The sequence below is a fragment of the Geodermatophilus sabuli genome (assembly GCF_010686765.1).
Classification (GTDB): Bacteria; Actinomycetota; Actinomycetes; order Mycobacteriales; family Geodermatophilaceae; genus Geodermatophilus; species Geodermatophilus sabuli_A.
The window spans coordinates 372516-394635 of the sequence record NZ_JAAGWF010000007.1 but is presented as its reverse complement, the minus strand read 5'-3'; the positions used below and the strand labels follow the sequence as shown (position 1 = coordinate 394635).

The window sequence follows — 22120 nt, the reverse complement described above, 5'->3', positions numbered from 1 at the left end:
CGAGTGCAATGCCACGAGGAATTGTTACTTGGCACTGACTTTCGGCACGCTGTTGAGTTCTCAAGGAGCGGACGCGCGAGAACCAGACCCTCTCGGGCTTCGTCCTCGGCGGCTTGTCCCACTCTAGCGCCGGTTCAGGAGTCCTGCACCCCGGGGGGTGCTCTCCGCGGCCCTCCCGGGCCCGTCCGGCGCAAGAAGGACCATACACGCATCCGGGGGGCGGTGTGCAAGCCGGGCGAGGGCGTCCCCGGTCACAGCGGCCGGGCGCCCCCGGAGCCCCCGGCGGGGCCGGACAGGGTGCGCCGTCAGAGCCCCAGGAAGGTCTCGATCCCGACGGTGAGGCCGGGACGGCTGCCGATCTGCCGGACCGCCAGCAACACCCCGGGCATGAAGGAGGCCCGGTCGTAGGAGTCGTGTCGCAGCGTGAGGGTCTCCCCGGGCGCGCCCATCAGGACCTCCTGGTGCGCCACCAGCCCGGTGAGCCGGACGGCGTGCACCGCCACCCCCTCGACGTCGGCACCGCGAGCCCCGGGCAGCGCGTCCAGCGTGGCGTCGGGCGACGGGGGCAGGCCGGCTGCGCGGCGGGCCTCGGCCACCAGCCGTGCGGTCCGGACGGCGGTGCCGGACGGGGCGTCGACCTTGTTCGGGTGGTGCAGCTCGACGATCTCGGTCGAGGGGAAGAAGCGCGCCGCCTCCTGGGCGAACTTCATCAGCAGCAGCGCGCCGATGCCGAAGTTCGGCGCGATGACGACCCCGACGTCCGGCTTGGCCTCGAGCCACGCGGCGACGGTGGCCAGCCGCTCGGCGTCGAACCCGGTGGTCCCGACCACGCAGTGGATGTCGTGGTCGACGCAGAACCGGATGTTGTCCATGACGACGTCGGGCCGGGTGAAGTCCACGACGACCTGGGCCCCGGCGTTCGCGACGTCGAACAGCCAGTCACCCGAGTCGATCATCGCCACCAGCTCGAGGTCCTCGGCGGCGGTGACCGCCTTGACCACCTCGGTGCCCATCCGGCCGCGGGCGCCCAGCACACCCACGCTGGTCCGCGGGGTGTCCGCGACCCGCGGGGTCGGTTCCTGCTGGTCGGCGGAGGGAGGCGGAGGAGTCACCCGGTCAGGTTTCCCGGCCGCCGCCGGGGACGCAACACCGCCCCGGTGTCAGGCGCTGGGCCGCCGGTGCAGGCCGGCCCACAGCAGCAGTCCGGCGACCACGCCCACGACGTCCGCCGCCCAGTCGGCCACCGACCCCGCGCGTTCCAGCGGGGTCAGCGCCTGGACGACCTCGCTGCCCGCGGCGTACAGCACCAGGAGGGCGGCGAGGACGGCCGGCCGCACACCGGCCCAGAGGCCGGTGACCGCGAGCGCGGCGAACAGGGCCAGGTGGACGACCTTGTCGACGCCCGGCGGGGCGGACGGGACGCCGTCCCCCGGGGCGAACAGGACCGCCAGCGACACCAGGACGGCGACGGCGAAGGCACCGCGCGCGAGCGCGCCGTGCACGGCGAGTGCGGGGTGCATCAGAGCCGGTCGAGCTCGGACTCGCGGTAGGGGCCGACGACGGCCAGGCAGGTCTCCCGGGTGAGCAGATCGGCGGCCACGGCGCGGACCTGGTCCTCGTCCACGGCGTCGAGGCGGGCCAGGACGTCGTGCACCGACAGGTACTCGCCGTAGGAGAGCTCGCTCTTGCCGAGCCGGCTCATCCGGGAACCGGTGTCCTCGAGGCCGAGGACCAGGCCGCCCTTCAGCTGACCCCGCCCGCGCGCGACCTCCTCGGTGGTCAGGCCGTCGGCAGCCACCCGGGCGAGCTCCTCGCGGACCAGGCCCAGCACCTCGGGCACCCGCTTGCGGGAGCACCCGGCGTAGACGGAGAACGCCCCGGTGCCGGCGTAGTGGGTCAGCGCCGAGCCGACGCTGTAGACCAGCCCGCGCTTCTCCCGGATCTCCTGGAACAGCCGGGAGCTCATCCCACCGCCGACCGCGGTCTCCAGGACCGCCGCGGCGTAGCGACGCTCGTCGAGCCGGCCCAGGCCGACCGAACCCAGCAGCAGGTGGGTCTGCTCGGTGCGGCGCCGGATGAGCCCGGTCGGGCGCGCCGGTGCCGGGGAGCCGGCCTCGTCGCCCCGGCGCAGCGGCGCGGGGCGCGCGTCGCCGGCCAGCCGGTCGCCGAAGGCGGCGGCCACCAGCTCCAGCACCTGCTGGTGCTGGACCCGGCCGGCCGCGGTGACCACGATCGAGGGGGCGTCGTACCGCCGGCGGTACCAGCCGTCGACGTCCTCGCGGGTCAGGGCCTCGATCGACTCGACCGTGCCCAGCACCGAGCGGCCCAGCGCCGTGCCGCCGAAGAGCGTCTCGGCGAACAGGTCGTGCACCGCGTCGGAGGGCTCGTCGTCGCGCATGGCGATCTCCTCGAGCACCACCGTGCGCTCGGACTCCAGGTCCGCCGCGGTGTTGAGCGCGTCGGTGACGAGGTCACCGAGGAGCGTGACCGCCAGCGGGAGGTCGCTGGCGAGCACGTTCGCGTAGTAGCAGGTGTGCTCCTTGGCGGTGAAGGCGTTCATCTCGCCGCCGACGGCGTCCATGGCCGTCGCGATCTCCAGCGCGTCGCGGGACGTCGTCCCCTTGAACAGCAGGTGCTCGAGGAAGTGCGAGGAGCCGGCCACCGCGTCCGTCTCGTCGCGGGAGCCGACGCCCACCCAGATGCCGACGGTCGCCGACAGCACACCGGGCATCGTCTCGGTGAGGACCCGCAGCCCGCCGGGCAACTCGGTGCGCTCCACCCGGCCGCCGAACTCGTCGACGTCCAGGACCGCGGTCCGCCCGACGGGAAGCGGGACCGGGGCGGACGCCGCAGCGCCCACCCCGGTCCCGGTTCCGCTCGTCGAGCTGGGTCGAGCCGTGCTCACTCCGCCGCGGGGGCGGCGGCGGCCTCGGCCGGGGCCTCCGCAGCGGCGCCGTCGGCGGCGGCCGCCTCGGCCTCGACCGGGACGAGGCTGATCTTGCCGCGGGCGTCGATGTCGGTGATCTCGACCTGCAGCTTGTCGCCGACGTTCACGACGTCCTCGACCTTGCCGATCCGCTTGCCCGCACCCAGCTTGCTGATGTGCACCAGGCCGTCCTTGCCCGGGAGCAGGGAGACGAAGGCGCCGAACGGCGTGGTCTTGACGACCGTGCCGAGGAAGCGCTCGCCGACCTTGGGCATCTGCGGGTTGGCGATGGCGTTGATCCGGTCCACGGCGGCCTGGGCCGAGGGGCCGTCGGAGGCGCCGACGTAGATCGTGCCGTCGTCCTCGATGGTGATGTCGGCGCCGGTCTCGTCCTGGATCGCGTTGATCATCTGGCCCTTGGGGCCGATGACCGCACCGATCTTGTCGACCGGGATGCGCACCGTGGTCACCCGCGGGGCGTACGGGCTCATCTCGTCGGGGCCGTCGATGGCCTCGCCCATGACGTCGAGGATGTGCAGCCGGGCCGCGCGGGCCTGGGTCAGCGCACCGGCGAGGACGTCGGAGGGGATGCCGTCGAGCTTGGTGTCGAGCTGGAGCGCCGTGACGAAGTCCTTGGTGCCGGCGACCTTGAAGTCCATGTCACCGAAGGCGTCCTCGGCCCCGAGGATGTCGGTCAGCGCGACGTACTCGGTCTTGCCGTCGACCTCGTCGGACACCAGGCCCATGGCGATGCCGGCGACCGGGGCCTTCAGCGGCACACCGGCGTTGAGCAGGGCCAGCGTCGAGGCGCAGACCGAGCCCATGGACGTCGAGCCGTTGGAGCCCAGGGCCTCGGAGACCTGCCGGATGGCGTAGGGGAACTCCTCGCGGTCGGGCAGCACCGGCAGCAGCGCCCGCTCGGCCAGCGCGCCGTGGCCTATCTCGCGGCGCTTGGGCGAGCCCACCCGGCCGGTCTCCCCGGTGGAGTACGGCGGGAAGTTGTAGTTGTGCATGTACCGCTTGCGGTTGTCCGGCGAGAGCGTGTCGAGCTGCTGCTCCATGCGGAGCATGTTCAGCGTGGTGACACCCAGGATCTGGGTCTCGCCCCGCTCGAACAGCGCCGAGCCGTGCACCCGCGGGATGACCTCGACCTCGGCCGACAGCGGCCGGATGTCGGTCAGGCCGCGGCCGTCGATGCGGACCTTGTCGCGCAGGATCCGCTGACGGACGACCTTCTTGGTCAGCGCCCGGAAGGCGCCGGAGATCTCCTTCTCGCGGCCCTCGAACTGGCCGGCCAGCGCGGCCTTGACCTCGTCCTTGAGGGCGTCGGTCGCCTCCTCGCGCTCGTGCTTGCCGGCGATCTGCTGCGCCTGCGCGAGCTTGTCGCCCAGGTGGGCCTCGACGGCGGCGTAGACGTCGTCCTGGTAGTCGAGGAAGCGCGGGAACTCGGCGATCGGCTTCGCGGCCTTGTCGGCGAGGGCCGACTGCGCCTCGCACAGCGCCTTGATGAACGGCTTGGCCGCCTCGAGGCCCTGGGCCACGACCTCCTCGGTCGGGGCGGTCGCGCCGCCGGCGACCAGCTCGATCGTCTTCGCGGTCGCCTCGGCCTCGACCATCATGATCGCGACGTCACCGTCGGGGAGCAGCCGGCCGGCCACGACCATGTCGAAGACGGCGTCCTCGAGCTCGGCGTGGGTGGGGAAGCCGACCCACTGGCCGTTGATCAGGGCGACGCGGGTGCCGCCGACCGGGCCGGAGAACGGCAGGCCGGAGAGCTGGGTGGACGCCGAGGCACCGTTGATGGCCAGGACGTCGTAGAGGTGCGAGGGGTCCAGCGACAGGACGGTGATGACGACCTGGACCTCGTTGCGCAGGCCCTTGGCGAACGTCGGGCGCAGCGGGCGGTCGATGAGCCGGCAGGTGAGGATGGCGTCCTCGGACGGCCGGCCCTCGCGGCGGAAGAACGAGCCGGGGATGCGGCCCGCGGCGTACATGCGCTCCTCGACGTCGACCGTCAGCGGGAAGAAGTCGAACTGCTCCTTGGGCTGGCGGCCGGCCGTCGTGGCCGACAGCAGCATGGTGTCGCCCATGGAGACGACGACGGAGCCGGCGGCCTGACGGGCCAGGCGACCGGTCTCGAAGGTCACGCTGCGGCTGCCGAAGCTGCCGTTGTCGATGACCGCGGTGGCCGTGGTGACGCCGTCCTCGGGGTCGAACTCGGCGGCGGTGGTGGTGTTCTGGGTGGTGGGTGCGGACACGGTGTCCTCTTCCTACGTCGCATGCGGCGACGTCCTCTTCGTGGCGCCCGGCGCCGAACTGCGCCCGGGTGACCGGTCTTCGATCGAAGCCCACGGGGAACGCCCCCCTCGGGGAGGGATCGTGCCCGGGGGCCACTACCGAGGACCGACCAGCGTGGGGGTCCGGCTCGGGGGCCGTGGGTCCTCGTGGGGCGGGTGCCGCACGAGAGAGGGGACCGTCCCGGTGGGACGGTCCCCTCGTCGTACTAGCGGCGCAGACCGAGCCGCTCGATGAGCGAGCGGTACCGGTTGATGTCGGTCTTGGCCAGGTAGTTCAGCAGGCGGCGACGACGACCGACCAGCAGGAGCAGGCCCCGCCGGCTGTGGTGGTCGTGCTTGTGCATCTTGAGGTGCTCGGTGAGGTCGCTGATCCGGCGGGTCAGCATCGCGACCTGCACCTCGGGCGAGCCGGTGTCCTTCTCGACCGTGGCGTACTCGGTCATGATCTGCTGCTTGGTGGTGCTGTCGAGCGCCATGGACGGCCTCCTGGGCAGGTCACGTGTGGCCCCCGGTCTGGTTCACGAGGGCAGGCTGCACACACGTCGGGGAACCCCGACGACTGTTCAGGTTACCAGCGGCCGGGACGACGTCCCCGGGTCGTGCCGAGTCGGCCCCGGGGGGACGGCACCTGGCTGGGGCTCCGCCTGGTCCGGGACGGCACGTGGCCGCGGTGCGGTCCGGAGGACCGCGATCTCAGAGCCCGAGGATCGCGCGGGTGTCGGCGACGTCCTGGTCCATCGCCGCCACCAGCTCGTCGACGCCGGAGAAGGTCAGCATCGGGCGCAGCCGCTGGACGAACTCCACGCCCACGTGCTCCCCGTAGAGGTCGCCGTCGAAGTCGAGCAGGAACGCCTCGACCGTGCGCCGGCTGCCCTGGAACGTCGGGTTCGTACCGACCGAGATGGCCGCGGGCGAGCTGCCGAGGGTGGCGCCCGTGCGCGGCTCGCGGATCACCAGGGAGCCGGCGTAGACCCCGTCGGCGGGGACGGCGGTGTACGGCGGTGACTCCACGTTCGCCGTCGGGTAGCCGAGCTCCCGCCCGCGCCGGTCGCCACGGACGACGACGCCCTCGATGCGGTGCGGCCGGCCCAGTGCGCGGGCGGCGGACTCCATGTCACCGGCGGCCACACAGGCGCGGATGTAGGTCGAGGAGATCGTGATCTCGCCGTCGGGCGGGGCGCCGGCTCCGGCGGGGGCGGTGGGCCCGGGCGACGTCGTGACGTGGGCCAGCGGCACCCCCTCGACGGTGAACCCGAAGCGGCGGCCCTCCTGGGTGAGCGTGCCGACGTCCCCGGCCGCCCGGTGGCCGTAGGTGAAGTTCTCCCCCACCACGACCGACGCCGCGTGCAGGTGCTCGACCAGCACGGTGTGGGTGAACGTCTCCGGGGACAGCCGCATGAACTCCGGGGTGAACGGCAGCACGCACATCGCGTCGACGCCGAGCGCGGCCACCAGCTCGGCCTTGCGGTCCAGCGAGGTGAGGATCGCCGGGTGCGAGCCGGGCCGGACCACCTCCGACGGGTGCGGGTCGAAGGTGAGCAGCAGGCAGGGCCGGCCGGCCGCGGCGGCCCGCTGCACCGCGGCGCCGATCAGCGCCTGGTGGCCGCGGTGCACGCCGTCGTACATGCCGACGGTGACCACCGTGCGGCCGAGGTCCCCGGGGGTCGCCTCCAGCGCTCGCCAGCGGAGCACGCGGCTCAGGCGACCTTGTGCAGCCAGCCGTGGGTGTCGGGCACCCGGCCGTGCTGGATGTCGAGCAGGTGCTCGCGCAGCGCCATGGTGACCGGCCCGGGCTCGCCGTTGCCCACGGTGAAGTCGCCGGTGCGCGCCTTGACCTCGCCGACGGGGGTGATGACCGCCGCCGTCCCGCAGGCGAAGGTCTCGGTGACCGTGCCGTCGGCCACGCCGGCCCGCCACTCGTCGACGCTGAACCTCCGCTCGGTGACCCGGTGCCCGCGCTCGCGCGCCACGGTGATCAGCGAGTCGCGGGTGATGCCGGGCAGCAGCGTGCCGGTGAGCTCGGGGGTGACCAGCTCCGCGTCCTCGCCGGTGCCGAGGACGAAGAACAGGTTCATCCCGCCCATCTCCTCGACGTAGCGCTTCTCCACCGCGTCGAGCCACACGACCTGGTCGCAGCCCGCCTCGATCGCCTGCTCCTGGGCCAGCAGGCTGGCCGCGTAGTTGCCGGCGCACTTGACGTCGCCGGTGCCGCCCGGCGCCGCCCGGATGTAGTCCTCGGACAGGTAGACCGACACCGGGTGCACGCCGCGTGGGAAGTACGCGCCGGCCGGGCTGGCGATCACCAGGAACAGGTACTCGTGCGCCGGCCGCACACCGAGGAACGGCTCGGTGGCCAGCTGGTAGGGCCGCACGTAGAGGGTCTGGTCGGGCCCGGTGGGCACCCAGTCGCGGTCGGTGTCGACCAGGGCGTCGACGGCCGCGAGGAACGCCTCCTCCGGCACCGGCGGCATGGCCAGCCGACGAGCGCCGCGGGCGAACCGGGCGGCGTTGGCCTCGGGCCGGAAGGTGGCCACGCTGCCGTCGGGCTGCGCGTAGGCCTTGAGCCCCTCGAAGATCGACTGGGCGTAGTGCAGCGCGGCCGTCGCCGGGTCCATCTGCAGCGGTGCGTACGCGGTCAGCCGGGCGTCGTACCAGCCCTCACCGGCGCGGTACCGCGCGACGAACATCGAGTCGGTGAAGTGCCGGCCGAACCCGGGATCGGCGAGCACCTCGTGCCGTTCGGCCGCAGGCCGCCGCTGCACGTCCTCCACCACGACCGGCACGCCCTCGGTGAACGTCCGGGAGGTCGTGCGGCTGTCGGCGAGCGTGTCGGTCATGGCTCCCACCTGCGGCGTGCGCGGAACGGGGACGGTCGGCGGCCGCCGGGTCCGCCCGCCACCCTAGCGCCGCCCGGCGAGGGGCCGGCGGCACCGCCACCGGCCCCTCCCGGCTCAGACCTGGTTCTCCTGGTTGGCGCGGGGGCCGGCCGACTCGAGCACCTCGTAGCTCCACAGGTGCGCCGACTGGGCGGCCGCGGGCGCCAGGGTGTCCCCGCCCCCGTCGTGGGCCCGGTCGAAGTCCTGGCCGGACTGCCACGACTCGTAGGCCTCCTCGCTGCTCCACCGCGTGTAGACGAGGTACTGGTCGGTGCCCTCCTTGGGGCGCAGCAGCTCGAACCACTCGAAGCCCGGGGTGCTCTCCACCGCGCCCGCCCGGCCACGGAACCGCTCCTCGAAGCGCTCCTGCTTGTCGGGGGGCACGCTGATCGCGTTGATCTTCACGACGCTCATGCGCTCCCCGTTCCCGGCACGACAGCCGGTCAATCCCCCATGCTGACGGCGTGGACGCCCCCCGCACCGCGGATCTCGGTTTCGCCCGCCTCGACCCCGACCGTGCTGCCCGGACCGGGACACCGGAGGTCGTGTACGCCGCGGGGAAGACGCCCGCGGAGACGGTCGCCTGCCTGGCCGGGCTCCTCGACGCGGGCACGGTCCCGGCGTGGGCGACCCGGGTGGACGACGCGACCGCGGCCGCCGTCCTCGCCCGCTGGCCCGGCGCCACCGTCGACCGGCGGGCCCGCTGCGTGGCCGTGGGCGACCTGCCGCCGGCGTCCGGGAGCGTGCTGGTGCTGACCGCGGGGACCTCGGACGGAGCGGTGGCCGCCGAGGTGGCGTTCACCCTGGCCGCCAGCGGGGTCGGCTGCCGGCGGGTGGACGACGTCGGGGTGGCGGGGGTGCACCGCGTCCTCGCCGTGGCGCCGGACCTGCGCGCGGCCGACGCGGTGGTCGTCGTGGCCGGCATGGACGGCGCACTGCCCAGCGTGGTGGCCGGGCTGACCGACCGGCTGGTGGTCGCCGTCCCCACCTCGGTGGGCTACGGCGCCGCGTTCGACGGGCTGGCCGCGCTGCTCACCATGCTGACCGCCTGCGCGCCGGGGGTGCTGGTGGTCAACATCGACAACGGGTTCGGTGCCGGAGTGGCCGCGGCGCGGATCGTGCGGTCGGTCCGGGGGTCCGCCGGATGACCGCGGCCGGCTCAGCGGTAGCGGACCGGGTCCGGCAGCAGCTCGTTCATCGCGCCGGAGCGGAAGCCGCGCGGGTCCAGCTCGACCCGGTCGAACCCGGCCACCGCGGCCAGCACGTCGGGCCGGGCGGCCAGCGCGGGGACGGCGGACGCGTCCACCTCGACGCGAGCGGTGTCGCCGAGGTCGCGCACCCGCAGGTCCCGGACGTCGATGCCGGCACCGGCCAGCGCCGCGCGCAGGTCGGCCTCGGCCCGCTCCACCCGGGCCAGCCGCTGCGCCGACACCGGCACGCCGTAGGCGATCCGGCTGGCCAGGCAGGCGGCGGCCGGCTTCTCCGCGAGCGGCAACCCCCACCGGCGGGCGGCGGCCCGGACGTCGTCCTTGGTGAGGCCGGCGCGGGCCAGCGGCGTCCACGCCCCGCGCTCGGCCGCCGCCCGGATGCCGGGGCGGAAGCCGGCCCGGAGGTCGTCGGCGTTGGTGCCGGTGACGACGTCGGCGATGCCCAGCCCGTCGGCCAGCGGCACGAGGACGGACACGAGCTCGGTCTTGCAGAAGGCGCACCGGTCGCCGGCGTTGGCGCGGTAGCCCGCCCGGGACAGCTCGTCGGTGCGGGGCTGCTCGTGCCGCACGCCCAGCCAGGCGGCGAAGGCGGCGGCCGCCGTCCGCTCGGCGGCGGGCAGGCTCGGGGAGACGGCGGTCGCGGCGACCACCCGGTCGGCACCCAGCGCGCGCACCGCCGCGGCCAGCAGCGTGCCCGAGTCGACCCCGCCGGAGAACGCGACCAGCACCCCGGGCAGCGGGGCGAGCAGGGCGTCGAGGTCGGCCAGGCGGTCGTCGAGCACCTCCGCAGGCTGCCAGCCGCTCAGGCCGGCGGGAAGCCCACGGCGACGCGGGCGACGGTGCCGGCGTCCTCGACCAGGGCGACCAGCCGGTCGTCGCCGGCCACGGCGGCGTGCAACCCGGGGACGCCGGTGGCCGGGATGCGCTGCCCGTGGCCCACCGCGCGCGCCTCCTCGGCGGTGAGCGTCCGCTCGGGGAAGACGAGCCGGGCCGCGGCGGTCAGCCCGAGGACACCGGCTCCCCCACCGGCGGCCAGCGCGGCCGCCGCCTCCTCGACCGGTGCGGCGTCGGCCACCGCGAACGGCCCCGACGCGGTGCGGCGCAGGGCAGTGAGGTGGCCGCCGACGCCCAGGGCGGCTCCCGCGTCGCGGGCGATGGCGCGGACGTAGGTGCCGGCGGTGCAGGCGACCGTGACGTCGACGTCCACCAGGTCGGGGGTGGGCCGGGCGATCCGGTGCACGTCGAGCCGGTGCACGGTCACCGAGCGCGGCTCCAGGACCACCTCCTCGCCGGCCCGGACCCGGTCGTAGGAGCGCCGCCCGGCGACCTTGACCGCACTGACCGACGAGGGCACCTGCTGCAGCGGCCCGGTCTGGGCGGCGAGCGCAGCGGTGACCGCGGCGTCGTCCAGGTGCGCGGCCGAGGCGGTGGCCAGCAGCTCCCCCTCCCGGTCGTCGGTGACCGTGGCCTGCCCGAGCCGGATCGTCGCCGCGTAGGTCTTGTCGTGCCCACCCACGTGGCCCAGCAGGCGGGTGGCCGTGCCGACGCCGAGGACGAGCAGTCCGGTCGCCATCGGGTCGAGGGTGCCGGCGTGGCCGACCCGCCGGACCGACAGCACCCGCCGGGCGCGGGCGACCACGTCGTGCGAGGTGAGCCCGCCGGCCTTGTCGACCAGCAGCAGGCCGGGCGGGACGTCGGCATCGGGTCGTCTGGGGCTCACGCGCCCACCGTTGCAGGCGCGTCCATCCAGCGGTCGCCCGCCACCCGGACGACGACGGCGACCAGCCGCAGCACGATGAAGAGCGTGAGCCCCGTCCACACCCCGGCCAGCCCCCAGCCGAGCGGGACGGCGAGCAGCGACAGCGGGAGGAACCCGGCCAGTGCCGACCCGATCGTCACGGTGCGCAGGTAGCCGACGTCGCCGGCGCCCATCAGCACGCCGTCGAGGGCGAAGACCACCCCCGCGAGCGGCTGCATGCCGGCGAGGAACCACCAGGCGGTGCGGGCCTGGGCGAGGACGGCGGGATCGTCGGTGAACAGCGGGAGCACCGCGGGACGCAGGACCAGCAGCAGGGCGGCGACCAGGACGCCGCTGCCGAGACCCCAGGCGGTGACCCGGCGGGCGGTCGCGCGGGCGTCCCGGCGCCGGCCGGCGCCCAGCGCCTGGCCGACCAGCGTCTGGGCCGCGATCGCGTAGGCGTCCAGGACGAGGGCGAGGAAGAAGAACAGCTGGACGGCGATCTGGTGGGCGCCGAGCTCGGCGGTGCCGGCGCGGGCCACCACGCCGGTCGCGACCAGGAAGGCCAGCTGCAGGACCGCGGCGCGCAGCAGCAGGTCGCGGCCGATGACCAGCTGGGCACGCAGGGCGGCGGCGCGGGGCCGCCACGGCACGCCCTCCCGGAGCAGCGCCCGGACGAACAGCGCCGCCGTCAGCGCCTGACCGACGACGTTGGCGACCGCCGACCCGGCCAGCCCGAGACCCGCCGGGTGCACCAGCAGGGGACACAGCACGAGGCTGGCCAGGCTGCCGGTCAGCACGTAGCGCATCGGCCGGCGCAGCTCCTGCACCCCGCGCAGCCAGCCGTTGCCGGCCAGCGACACCAGGAGCAGCGGGGCACCGAGCCCGGCGATCCGCAGCCAGCCCTCGGCGGCGTCGGCGACGGCCCCTGCGCCACCGGCCAGCACCTGGGTGAGCGGGCCGGCCAGCAGCTGGAAGACCACCAGCACGCCCAGCCCCAGGACCAGCGCGAGCCAGGTGGCCTGGACCCCCTCGGCCACCGCCCCGGCCCGGTCGCCGGCCCCGGCGCGGCGGGCGGCGCGCGCGGTGGTGCCGTAGGCCAGGAAGTTCAGGAGCGCGGCGGCCCAGGCCAGCAGCCCGCCGCCCACGGCCAGCCCACCGAGCGCGACGGTCCCGAGGTTGCCGACGACGCCGGTGTCGACCAGCAGGTACAGCGGCTCGGCCGCCAGCACCACGAGTGCGGGCGCCGCGAGCGCGAGCACCGACGGTCCGCGGCGTGGCGGCCGGAACGGCGCCGAGCCGGAGTCCGGCTCAGCGCCCCGATCGGCCCCGGTGCAGGGACCCACGCCGAGCGTGCGAGGCGTGGGGGGCAGCGAGGTCCTCCTAGGCACCTGGTGTCGGGGGGTGGGCGGGAGCCGACGGTGCGCCCAGTCCCCGGCGGACGGCGCCGATCGTCGTCTCGCGGTCGGCGTACGAGGTGAACCCGGCCGCGGCCCGGTGCCCGCCGCCGCCGAGCGCCATCGCGACCCGGGCGACGTCGGTGGCCCCCCGCGAGCGGAGCGACACCGACCAGGATCCGTCGTCCTGGCCCTTGAGCACGCAGGCCACGTCGGCCTCCTGGGTGGAGCGGACGACGTCGACGAGCGCCTCCAGCTGCTCACCCGGCAGCCCGTGCTCGGCGGCCTCGGCCGTGCTCGACCAGGTCCACACCAGGCCGGCGCCGACCGCCGGCTCCAGCGCGGCGCGGCCGGTGACCACCGACAGGAGGCGCAGCCAGCCGAAGGGGGCGGTGTCGAACAGCCGCTGACTGATCGTCGCGTGGTCGATGCCGGTGGCCAGCAGCCGGGCGGCGAGGTCGTGGGTGTCCGGTCGCGTGTTGCCGAACCGGAACGACCCGGTGTCGGCCGACAGACCGGCGTAGAGGCAGGTGGCCAGCTGCTGGTCCACCGCGACGCCCAGACCGTCGAGCAGGTCGGCGACCAGTGTCACCGTGGCCGGCGCCCCGGGGTCGACCACCCGGACGGTGCCGAAGCCGGGGTTGCTGGCGTGGTGGTCGACGACGACGGACGTGGCCGCGCCGTCCAGCAGCGCCGCGAGCTCACCGAGACGCGCCGGGGAGGCGGCGTCGAGGCTGACGAACACGTCCGGCGACGCCGGCACGGCCGAGGACGGGACCAGCCCGTCGACGCCGGGCAGCCAGGACAGCGAGGCCGGCAGGACGAAGGGGTCGGGGAAGGTCGCCAGCACCCGGGCACCACGCCGCCGCAGCCCCTCGGCGAGGGCCAGCGTGCTGCCCAGCGCGTCGGCGTCGGGTTGCACGTGGCCGGAGAGGACCACCGTGGCCCGGGCGTCCGCCGCCTCGGCGAGGACGGCGGCCGCGGGAGCCGTGAGGTCGCGGCCGCGCGGGAGGGAGATCGTCATGCGCCGGAGCCAGGGTCGGCCACCGGGGGTGCGTTCTCCTCCTCGGTCACGTGCCCGCCGCCGACCGGGATGCCCGGGCCGCCGTCGTCCGGCTCGTCGGAGGTGATGCTCGGGGCGTCGCCGATCTCACCGGTCTTGCCGCCCTGCGTCGGGTCCCCGGACGCCGGCACCGGCTTGCCGCCGAACTCGGAGTGCCCCTGGCCCCCGTCCGCGAGGTGCGGGTCGGGGTCGTTCTCGCTCACGAGTCCTCCTCGCCGGCGCTCGTCGGCCGCGTTCGCGGCACTGCTGTGCTCCTGCGTGAGCTCGCACGCTCGCTCACGAGGCACTCCTCGTCTCGGTGGGCACGTCGGCATCGTCATCGGCAGTCCGGACGCCGTCGGTGTCCTCGTCCTCGTCGGACTCCTCGACCGGACGGCGGTAGGGGTCGGGTTCGCCGGCGTAACTGGCGCCCTCGCGGATCCGGGCCAGCTCCGCGTCGGCGGAGCGCACCCGCTCCAGCGCCTCGTCCAGCTCGCGTGCGGTGTCGGGGACGTGGTCGGCGACGAACGCGAGCGAGGGCACGAACTTGATCCCGGTCTGCTTGCCGACCGTGGAGCGCAGCACGCCGGTGGCGCTGGCCAGGGCTCGTGCCGAGTCGGCGACCTGGGTGTCGTCGCCGAACACGGTGTAGAAGACCGTCGCCTCGCGCAGGTCGCTCGTCACCCGGGCGTCGGTGACGGTGACCATGCCCAGCCGGGGGTCCTTGATCTGGTGCTCGATCGCGGCGGACACGATCTGGCGGATGCGCACCGCCAACTTGCGGGCGCGGGCCGGGTCGGCCATCGGACCTCCTGCGTCGGGGCGTCCGGGGCGGACGCCGGGTGGACAGTGGCTGCGGTCCCCGTGCAGGGCCCCACCGCGAGCGTGCGAGGGGTGGGGGCGACGGGGTCCTCTTTCAATCGGTGTCGGAGAACAGCTGCCGGTGCGTCGAGAGCAGCGTCACCTCCGGTCGCTCGGCCAGCAACCGCTCGCAGGCGTCGAGCACCTCGGCCACCTGACCGGCGTCGGCCGCCACGGTGGCGACCGCGACCTGCCCGCGGCGGTGCAGGTCCTGGTCGCCCACCTCGGCGGCGGCCACCGCGAAGCGACGCCGCAGCTCCGCCACGATCGGCCGCACCACGGCGCGCTTGCCCTTGAGCGAGTGGACGTCGCCCAGCAGCAGGTCGGCGGTGAGCGTGCCCGTGAACACACTCACCGCCTCCCCTACCGCAACGTGCTCTGACGGCCCCGCTGCCGCGGCCCCGTCCCGAGACTCACACCGAGCTGGCGAGGTGTGAGGAGGACGGGGTCCTCTCTCACGTACGCGGGATCTCGCGCATCTCGAAGGTCTGGATCACGTCATCGATCTTGATGTCGTTGAACGACCCCAGACCGATACCGCACTCGTAGCCCTCGCGGACCTCGGTCGCGTCGTCCTTGAAGCGCCGGAGCGACTCGACGGTGAGGTTGTCGGCGACCACGGCACCGTCGCGGACCAGCCGTGCCTTGGAGTTGCGCACGATCGTCCCGCTGCGGACCAGCGAACCGGCGACGTTGCCGATCCTCGGCACCCGGAAGACCTCGCGGACCTCCGCCGTGCCCAGCTGGACCTCCTCGTAGACGGGCTTGAGCATGCCCTTGAGAGCGGCCTCGATCTCGTCGATGGCCTGGTAGATGACCGTGTAGTACCGGACGTCCACACCCTCGCGGTTGGCGAGCTCGGTGGCCTGGCCCTCGGCCCGGACGTTGAAGCCCAGGACGATGACGTCGTCGGCCAGCGCCAGGTCGATGTCGCTCTTGGTGATGCCGCCGACCCCGCGGTGGATGACCCGCAGCGAGATGTCGTCGTCGACCTCGATCTTCATCAGCGCCTCTTCGAGCGCCTCGACGGTGCCCGAGTTGTCGCCCTTGATGATCAGGTTGAGCTGACGGGTCTCCTTGAGCGCGGCGTCGAGGTCCTCGAGGCTGATCCGCTTGCGCATGGAGGCGTTCTGCGCGTTGCGGATGCGGGCCTGGCGGCGGTCGGCGATCTGCCGGGCCACCCGGTCCTCCTCGACGACCAGGAAGGTGTCGCCGGCACGCGGGACGGAGGTCAGGCCGACGACCTGGACCGGCCGCGACGGCAGGGCTTCCTTGAGCTTGTTGCCGTGCTCGTCGAGCAGCGACCGGACGCGGCCGTAGGCGTCGCCGGCCACGATGGAGTCACCCTGGCGCAGCGTGCCGCGCTGGACGAGCACCGTGGCGACGGGGCCGCGGCCCTTGTCCAGCTTGCCCTCGATGACGACACCCTGGGGGTCCTGCTCGGTGTTGGCGCGCAGGTCCAGCGAGGCGTCGGCGGTCAGCAGGATCGCGGTCAGGAGCTCGTCGAGGCCCTGGCGGGTGGTCGCGGAGACGTCGACGAACATCGTGTCGCCGCCGTACTCCTCGGCCACCAGCCCGTACTCGGTGAGCTGCTGACGGATCTTGGCGGGGTTGGCCCCCTCCTTGTCGATCTTGTTGACCGCGACCACGATCGGCACCTCGGCGGCCTGGGCGTGGTTGAGCGCCTCGACCGTCTGCGGCATGACGCCGTCGTCGGCCGCCACGACCAGCACGACGATGTCGGTGACCTTCGCGCCTCGGGCACGCATCGCGGTGAACGACTCGTGACCCGGGGTGTCGATGAAGGTGACCGGGCGCTCGTTGTGCTCGAGCTCGGTGACGATCTGGTAGGCGCCGATGTGCTGGGTGATGCCGCCGGCCTCGCGCGACACGACGTTCGTGTGCCGCAGCGCGTCCAGCAGCTTCGTCTTGCCGTGGTCGACGTGACCCATGACGGTCACCACCGGCGGACGGGACGACCAGTCCTCCTCGTCGCCCTCCTCGTCACCGAAGGTGAGGTCGAAGGTCTCGAGGAGCTCGCGGTCCTCGTCCTCGGGGCTGACGACCTGGATGACCCAGCCGATCTCGGCACCGAGCAGCTGCAACGTCTCGTCGTTGACCGACTGCGTCGCGGTGACCATCTCGCCCAGGTGGAACAGGGCGGTGACCAGCGCGGCGGGCTGGGCGTTGATGCGCTCGGCCAGGTCGGTCAGCGAGGCGCCACGGGGCAGCCGGACGGTCTGCCCGTTGCCGCGGGGCAGCTGGACGCCGCCCATGCTGGGCGCCGCCATGGAGTCGAACTCCTGACGCCGCTGCTTCTTGCTCTTGCGGCCACGGACCGGACCGCGACCACCGGGACGGCCGAAGGCACCGGCGGTACCGGCACCGGAGCCGCCGCGACCGCGACCACGGCCACCGCCGCCGCCACCACCACGGAAGCCACCGCCGGCCGGAGCACCGCCACCGCCACCGGGGGCGCCGCCACCGCCGCCGGGACGGAAGCCACCGCCACCGCCGCCGGGACCGCCACCGGGGCGGCCACGGGCCGCACCGCCGGGACCGCCGCCCGGACGACCGCCCGCGGCCGGCCGCGGCGGCATCATGCCGGGGCTCGGACGCTGCGGCATCATGCCGGGGTTGGGCCGGGGACCGCCGGGGCCGGCGGCCGGACGCGGACCACCCGCGCCGGGACCGGGCCGGGGACCGCCGGGGCCGGTGGCCGGACGCGGACCACCCGCACCGGCACCCGGGCGGGGAGCGCCGGGGCCGGGGCGCGGACCCGCGCCGGGGCCGGCCGGACGGGGCGCGCCGCCGGCCGGAGCCGGGCGAGGAGCGCTGCTGAAGGGGTTGTTGCCCGGCCGCGGAGCCGGACGGGGACCGGGACGCGGACCGGCACCGGGACCACCCGGACGGGGCGCGCCCGGAGCGGAGCCGCCGGCCGCAGCCGGACGAGGTGCCGCCGGACCCGGACGCGGACCGCTGGGAGCCGCGGGGGGCTGCTGCGTGGGCGCGCCGGCCGCGGGGGCCTGCGGAGCCGCCGGCGGCAGCGGCGCAGCCGGGGTCTGGGGAGCGGCCGGGGCGGTGGGTGCGCTGGCCGCCGGGGCCTGCGGAGCCGGAGCCGCCGGACGCGGGCCGGGCATGGGAGCACCCGGGCGGACGCCGGGACGCGGGCCGGGTGCCGGCGCGCCGGGGGCGCGCGTGACCGGGGCCTGCGGAGCCGGGGCGGACGGAGCCGGGGACGGCGCGGCGGCGGCCGGGGCCTGCGGAGCAGGTGCCGGGGCGCTGGGGCGGGCGGCCGGGGCGCTGGGGCGGGCGGCCGGAGCGGGAGCGCCGTTGCCGACGGCTCCGAGGGCCTCCCGCAGCCGCCGGGCCACGGGGGCCTCGACGGTGGACGAGGCGGACTTCACGAACTCGCCCTGCTCCTTGAGCTTGGCGAGCACGGTCTTGCTGTCGACACCGAACTCCTTGGCGAGTTCGTGTACGCGGGCTTTGCCTGGCACGGGTCTCCTCTTGGTGAGGCCGGCGGCTTGCCCGCTCGACCTCGACGTCAGTAGTGCATGGATCGGCTTGTCATCGTGGGGACTTCACGGCTTGCTCATCCGACGACGTCCTGCTCTCGACGTGCGGACCGGCCGGGTGCCGATCCGTCTGTGTTGGTGCGGTCTGTCGTTCGTTCGTGGTCGCCCGCCCCGGCCCGGTCCGCGGGCACCGGGGACGGCGTACCGAGGACGTGGACCTGGAGCGGACCGGCCTCCACCGGGCCGCTGCTGCGCAGTGCCCGGGCGAAGGCCCGGCGTCGCTCTGCTGCGCGCAGGCACTCCGGGGTGGGGTGCAGTGACGCACCCCGGCCGGGGAGTGTCCGTCGTGGATCAGGGACGACTTCGGAGCCCCGGACGACGACACGCAGCAGGTCGGTGACCGGAGCGCGTTTCCGGCAGCCCACACAGGTGCGCACCGGGATCGACGTTTCGGCCACCCTGCACTCTAGCGCGCGGCGGGCCCCGGGTGTTCCGCGCTCCGGGAAGAGCCCACCCGCCCGGGACGCGGACCACTCCCGGGACCCCCCGGACGGCCGCGCGCAGCGCCGGTCGCGGCCGGCGGCCCACCGGAGCGCAGCGGCGCCCGGCCGACCCCGGGCGACGGGACGTCGTCGTCGGGCTGGGCGTCGCTGCGGATGTCGATCCGGCAGCCGGTCAGCCGGGCGGCCAGCCGCGCGTTCTGGCCCTCCTTGCCGATCGCCAGGGACAGCTGGTAGTCGGGGACGACGACGCGCACGGCCTTCGCCTGCGGATCGACGACCCGTGCGCTGCTCACCCGGGCCGGGCTCAGCGCCGAGGCGACGAAGGTCGCCGGGTCGTCCGACCAGTCGACGATGTCGATCTTCTCGCCGTGCAGCTCGCTCATGACGTTGCGCACCCGCTGCCCCATCGGGCCGATGCAGGAGCCCTTGGCGTTGAGGCCGGGCACCTTGGTCCGGACGGCGATCTTCGACCGGTGACCCGCCTCGCGTGCCACCGCCACGATCTCGACGCTGCCGTCGGCGATCTCGGGCACCTCGAGGGCGAACAGCTTGCGGACCAGGCTCGGATGGGTGCGCGAGACGGTGACCTGCGGCCCCCGGAAGGTGCGGGCCACCGACACCACGTACGCCTTGAGCCGGCTGCCGTGCGGATAGCTCTCGCCGGGCACCTGCTCGGTCGGCGGCAGCACCGCCTCCACCTTGCCGATGTCGATGAGCACGGTGCCCTGCAGGTTGCGGCGGTCGTGCGCCTGCACGATGCCGCTGACGATGTCGCCCTCCTTGCCGGCGTACTCGCCGAAGGTCTGCTCGTGCTCGGCGTCACGCAGCCGCTGGACGATGACCTGCTTGGCGGTGCTGGCCGCGATCCGGCCGAAGTCCGAGGGGGTGTCGTCCCACTCGCGGACGACGTCCCCGTCCGGACCCAGCTCCTGGGCCAGCACGGCGACCTCGCCGCTCTTGCGGTCGACGTGCACCCGCACGTGCTTGGCCGCGCCGTCGGCGTGCCGGTAGGCGGTCACCAGCGCCGACTCGATCGCCTCGATCACCGTGTCGGCCGGGATGCCCTTCTCCCGCTCGACCGCCTTGAGGGCGGTCACGTCGATGTTCACTGTCCTCCTCCGTCGTCGTCGTCGGCGAGATCCGGCTGCTCGTCCGCCTCGGCGTCCGGCTCGGGCTCGGGCCGGCCGAACTCCACCTGCACCCGGCCCGCGCCGAGCTCCGACCACGGCACCTGACGGGTGGTGGGCGGGCGCTTGCGGGCACCGGGCTTGCCCTTGGCCTCCACGGCGAGGGTCACCCCGGTGTCGTCGACCGCCAGCACGCGGGCGGTCACCTGCTCGACGTCCTTCGCCGGTCCGACGTCGACGCTGACCAGCCGGCCGGCGTTGCGCCGCCAGTGCCGGGGCTCGGTGAGCGGGCGGTCGACACCGGGGCTGGTCACCTCGAGCACGTACGGCGCCCGGCCGAGGTCGCCGTCGTTGGCGTCCAGCGCCGCGGACACCGCCCGGCTCACCTCGGCGATGTCGTCGAGGGTGATGCCCGTGTCGCGGTCGACGACGACGCGGACGACGCTGCGGCGCCCGGCCGGGGTGACGACCAGCTCCTCCAGGTCGTACCCGGCGGCGTCCACGACGGGGGCGATCCAGCCGGCCAGCCGGGTGGCGACGGGGTCGGTGCGGGAAGCGGCGGACACGGGGCTCCCTCCCTCTCCTCGGCTCGGTCGGCGCACGCAGGGGGACATCCCGCCTGGTCCCACGGCTCCCGCGGGACGACGGCGGACGCGCGGCCGGCCCGGTACCGGGCAAGAGGTCAGGCTACCGCTGACCGGCCGGGCCCGAGACCCGGTGCCCGGGAGGGGACCCACCGCCGGTGCTGCCGCCCCGGGCGCCACCGGGCTGAGAGGATGGCGGTGATGGCCCCCTCCCCCGCACCCGCTCCTCGCGGCTTCTCCCGCCGTGCCCTCCTGGCGGCCACCGGCGGGCTGGCGCTGCTCGCCACCGGCTGCACCGGCGGCTCCCCGGGCGACGCCGCGGTCAGCACCGAGGAGGCCGACCAGCTGGCCGGTCAGGTGGCCGTCCAGGAGGCCGTGGTGGCCGCGTACGCCGCAGCCGCGGCGGCCGACGCGGAGCTCGGTGCCACGGTCGCCGACCTCGCCCGCCAGGCCGGCGAGCAGCTCGACCGGCTGCGGGCGGCGGCACCGGCGGTCGGCTCGTCGTCCGCCCCGGCGTCCTCCCCGGCCGCTGCGGCGCCTGCCGGCGGGGACGTGCGTGGCTGGCTGCGCGGGCAGGTGGCGGCCGCCGCCGGCGCGCACGCGGACGCGTGCGTGGACCAGTCGGGCCCGCGTGCGGCGCTGCTGGGGTCGCTGGCCGCCGGGCTGCGCGGGCACGAGGCGGCGCTGGCATGAGCCGATCGCGGAGGGGGACGGCCGGTGGCTGAGGAGGACGGCACCGGCGCGGGTGCCGAGGACACCGCACTGGGCGAGGCGATGGCGGCCGAGCACGCTGCGGTCTGGGGCTACGGCACCGTGGGTGCGGCGCTGCCGGCGGACTCGCGCGCCCAGGCCGCGGCCGCCGAGACCGCGCACCGCGACGTCCGGGACCGGCTGGCCGAGCTGCTGCAGAGCCGGGGCGTCGAGCCGGTGCCGGCCGAGGGGGGCTACGCGCTGCCCTTCCCCGTCCTGTCCCCCGTCGACGCCGCCGGGCTCGCCGTCGTCCTGGAGGAGGGCACCGCCGCGGCATGGGTGCGGGTGCTGGACCAGGCCGGTCAGTCCGTCGTCCGTGAACTGGCCGCCGGTGAGCTGGCCGCCGCCGAGGTGCGCGCGGTCGGCTGGCGCACCGCCGCCGGCCGCACGCCGGTCACGACGGCGTTCCCCGGCCTCCCCGGGGCCTGAGCGGCGGGACGTCGGGCCCTGGTGGGCGCCGGGGCGCGGCACCAGACTGCGCCTGCACCGGCGCAGCCGTGCGCCGGCGTCCCGACTCCCCCGGAGCACCCGGCCATGAGCACGACTTCCGCGTCTCCCCGCCCGCAGGTGACCCTCCCCGGTCAGGTGCACACCGCCGACGGGCCGCTGGACATGAGCGGCATGTACGTCATGCACCACGCCTTCCGCCGTGACCTCGACGCCTTCGTCGCGGCCGTGGCCCGCACGCCGGTCGCCGACGGGCCGACCTGGCGGGCGCTGTCCGCCCGGTGGGAGCGGTTCCGGGTGATGCTGCACGAGCACCACACCATCGAGGACACCACCCTGTGGCCCCCGCTGCTGCGGCACGTCGCCTCCGTCGACGGAGCCCGCGCGACGCTCGAGGCGATGCAGGCGGAGCACACCACCATCGACCCCGCCCTGGCGCGGTGCGGCGAGCTGTTCGCCGCGATGGCCGCCCGGCCGGACGACGCGACCCGGGAACGGCTGGCCGCGCAGCTCGCCACGGTGCGCGACGACCTGACGCGGCACCTGGCGCACGAGGAGACCGACGCCCTGCCGCTGCTCCAGGCGCACCTGCCCGAGGCCGAGTGGGCGGCCTCCGAGCGGGCCGCCCAGAAGTCCTTCGGCCTGCGGGACGTGGCGTTCCTCGTGCCCTGGGCGGCCACCGGGCTCACGCCGGAGGCCCGCGACCGCGCCTTCGCCACCGCCGGCCCGACGTTCCGCCTGGCCTACCGGCTGACCCGCCGCCGCCACGCCCGGCGGGAGGCCCTCGCCTTCCGGCACGCCTGAGCACCGGGCCACCAGTCGCTCGCAAGCCCGCTGCAAGGCACC

General features: G+C 75.1%; 23 protein-coding genes and 1 pseudogene. 4 read left to right on the top strand and 20 right to left on the bottom strand.

Annotation, left to right across the window (positions count from 1 at the left end):
* Nucleotides 1–305 precede the first annotated feature (305 nt).
* From dapB to GCU56_RS06795, 8 genes are all read right to left on the bottom strand, one after another.
* The gene (dapB, locus tag GCU56_RS06830) at nucleotides 306–1112 is read right to left on the bottom strand and encodes a 4-hydroxy-tetrahydrodipicolinate reductase (protein ID WP_163480731.1); all 807 of its coding nucleotides are present in this window, start codon (nucleotides 1110–1112) and stop codon (nucleotides 306–308) included.
* A 48-nt stretch (nucleotides 1113–1160) separates the two neighbouring features.
* On the bottom strand, nucleotides 1161–1520 hold the full coding sequence (locus tag GCU56_RS06825) for a VanZ family protein (protein ID WP_163480730.1): 360 nt from the start codon (nucleotides 1518–1520) through the stop codon (nucleotides 1161–1163).
* Nucleotides 1520–2860 (bottom strand): insulinase family protein, encoded by a 1341-nt coding sequence (locus GCU56_RS06820; protein WP_163480729.1) that lies wholly within the window; start codon nucleotides 2858–2860, stop codon nucleotides 1520–1522. Before GCU56_RS06820 ends, GCU56_RS06825 begins: the two co-directional genes overlap by 1 nt.
* 41 nt (nucleotides 2861–2901) lie before the next feature.
* Nucleotides 2902–5184 (bottom strand): polyribonucleotide nucleotidyltransferase, encoded by a 2283-nt coding sequence (locus tag GCU56_RS06815; protein ID WP_163480728.1) that lies wholly within the window; start codon nucleotides 5182–5184, stop codon nucleotides 2902–2904.
* A gap of 245 nt (nucleotides 5185–5429) precedes the next feature.
* Entirely contained in the window at nucleotides 5430–5699 is a 270-nt protein-coding gene (gene rpsO, locus GCU56_RS06810) for a 30S ribosomal protein S15 (RefSeq protein ID WP_163480727.1), read from the bottom strand.
* Between the two features lie 217 nt (nucleotides 5700–5916).
* A complete protein-coding gene (locus GCU56_RS06805; RefSeq protein WP_163480726.1) occupies nucleotides 5917–6915 on the bottom strand; it encodes a bifunctional riboflavin kinase/FAD synthetase in 999 nt (332 codons plus the stop codon).
* Between the two features lie 5 nt (nucleotides 6916–6920).
* Nucleotides 6921–8060, bottom strand: a complete 1140-nt coding sequence (locus GCU56_RS06800) for a branched-chain amino acid aminotransferase (protein ID WP_204331500.1) — start codon at nucleotides 8058–8060, stop codon at nucleotides 6921–6923.
* Nucleotides 8061–8174: 114 nt separating this feature from the next.
* Nucleotides 8175–8513 (bottom strand): antibiotic biosynthesis monooxygenase family protein, encoded by a 339-nt coding sequence (locus GCU56_RS06795; RefSeq protein ID WP_163480725.1) that lies wholly within the window; start codon nucleotides 8511–8513, stop codon nucleotides 8175–8177.
* Between the two features lie 50 nt (nucleotides 8514–8563).
* Here GCU56_RS06795 and larB point away from each other — a divergent pair, with 50 nt between their 5' ends.
* Nucleotides 8564–9247, top strand: coding sequence for a nickel pincer cofactor biosynthesis protein LarB (gene larB, locus GCU56_RS06790; RefSeq protein ID WP_163480724.1), 684 nt, complete (start codon nucleotides 8564–8566; stop codon nucleotides 9245–9247).
* A gap of 11 nt (nucleotides 9248–9258) precedes the next feature.
* Here the strand turns inward: larB and larE are convergent, their stop codons facing one another.
* From larE to rimP, 12 genes and pseudogenes are all read right to left on the bottom strand, one after another.
* A complete protein-coding gene (larE, locus tag GCU56_RS06785) occupies nucleotides 9259–10089 on the bottom strand; it encodes an ATP-dependent sacrificial sulfur transferase LarE (protein ID WP_163480723.1) in 831 nt (276 codons plus the stop codon).
* Nucleotides 10090–10109: 20 nt separating this feature from the next.
* A complete protein-coding gene (gene truB / locus GCU56_RS06780) occupies nucleotides 10110–11027 on the bottom strand; it encodes a tRNA pseudouridine(55) synthase TruB (protein WP_163480722.1) in 918 nt (305 codons plus the stop codon).
* On the bottom strand, nucleotides 11024–12307 hold the full coding sequence (locus GCU56_RS06775; protein ID WP_163480721.1) for an MATE family efflux transporter: 1284 nt from the start codon (nucleotides 12305–12307) through the stop codon (nucleotides 11024–11026). The genes truB and GCU56_RS06775 overlap by 4 nt, the downstream gene beginning before the upstream one ends.
* A 121-nt stretch (nucleotides 12308–12428) precedes the next feature.
* Complete coding sequence (locus GCU56_RS06770; protein ID WP_163480720.1) at nucleotides 12429–13466, bottom strand: DHH family phosphoesterase; 1038 nt, start codon at nucleotides 13464–13466, stop codon at nucleotides 12429–12431.
* On the bottom strand, nucleotides 13463–13708 hold the full coding sequence (locus GCU56_RS06765; RefSeq protein WP_163480719.1) for a hypothetical protein: 246 nt from the start codon (nucleotides 13706–13708) through the stop codon (nucleotides 13463–13465). The genes GCU56_RS06770 and GCU56_RS06765 overlap by 4 nt, the downstream gene beginning before the upstream one ends.
* A gap of 73 nt (nucleotides 13709–13781) precedes the next feature.
* A complete protein-coding gene (gene rbfA / locus GCU56_RS06760; protein WP_163480718.1) occupies nucleotides 13782–14288 on the bottom strand; it encodes a 30S ribosome-binding factor RbfA in 507 nt (168 codons plus the stop codon).
* Nucleotides 14289–14400: 112 nt separating this feature from the next.
* Nucleotides 14401–14700 carry a DUF503 domain-containing protein gene (locus GCU56_RS06755; RefSeq protein WP_345771688.1) on the bottom strand — a complete coding sequence of 100 codons (300 nt, stop codon included), beginning with the start codon at nucleotides 14698–14700 and terminating at the stop codon, nucleotides 14401–14403.
* Between the two features lie 100 nt (nucleotides 14701–14800).
* A complete protein-coding gene (infB, locus tag GCU56_RS23810) occupies nucleotides 14801–16636 on the bottom strand; it encodes a translation initiation factor IF-2 (RefSeq protein WP_239521821.1) in 1836 nt (611 codons plus the stop codon).
* A gap of 1065 nt (nucleotides 16637–17701) precedes the next feature.
* A pseudogene (locus tag GCU56_RS23805) lies at nucleotides 17702–17845 on the bottom strand (translation initiation factor IF-2 N-terminal domain-containing protein); the annotation flags it as partial.
* A 95-nt stretch (nucleotides 17846–17940) separates the two neighbouring features.
* Nucleotides 17941–18288, bottom strand: coding sequence for a DUF448 domain-containing protein (locus GCU56_RS25065; RefSeq protein WP_163480780.1), 348 nt, complete (start codon nucleotides 18286–18288; stop codon nucleotides 17941–17943).
* Between the two features lie 41 nt (nucleotides 18289–18329).
* On the bottom strand, nucleotides 18330–19475 hold the full coding sequence (nusA, locus tag GCU56_RS06740; RefSeq protein WP_163480716.1) for a transcription termination factor NusA: 1146 nt from the start codon (nucleotides 19473–19475) through the stop codon (nucleotides 18330–18332).
* Complete coding sequence (rimP, locus tag GCU56_RS06735) at nucleotides 19472–20059, bottom strand: ribosome maturation factor RimP (RefSeq protein WP_345771687.1); 588 nt, start codon at nucleotides 20057–20059, stop codon at nucleotides 19472–19474. Before rimP ends, nusA begins: the two co-directional genes overlap by 4 nt.
* A gap of 219 nt (nucleotides 20060–20278) precedes the next feature.
* Between rimP and GCU56_RS06730 the strand changes: the two genes are divergently transcribed.
* The 3 genes from GCU56_RS06730 to GCU56_RS06720 all read left to right on the top strand — a co-directional run bounded on the left by GCU56_RS06730 (nucleotide 20279) and on the right by GCU56_RS06720 (nucleotide 22078).
* Nucleotides 20279–20770: a hypothetical protein gene (locus GCU56_RS06730; protein WP_163480714.1), complete on the top strand. Its 492-nt coding sequence runs from the start codon at nucleotides 20279–20281 to the stop codon at nucleotides 20768–20770.
* Between the two features lie 24 nt (nucleotides 20771–20794).
* Nucleotides 20795–21256, top strand: coding sequence for a ferritin-like domain-containing protein (locus GCU56_RS06725; RefSeq protein WP_345771686.1), 462 nt, complete (start codon nucleotides 20795–20797; stop codon nucleotides 21254–21256).
* Nucleotides 21257–21361: 105 nt separating this feature from the next.
* Nucleotides 21362–22078, top strand: a complete 717-nt coding sequence (locus tag GCU56_RS06720; protein ID WP_163480713.1) for a hemerythrin domain-containing protein — start codon at nucleotides 21362–21364, stop codon at nucleotides 22076–22078.
* The last annotated feature ends 42 nt before the right edge of the window (nucleotides 22079–22120 follow it).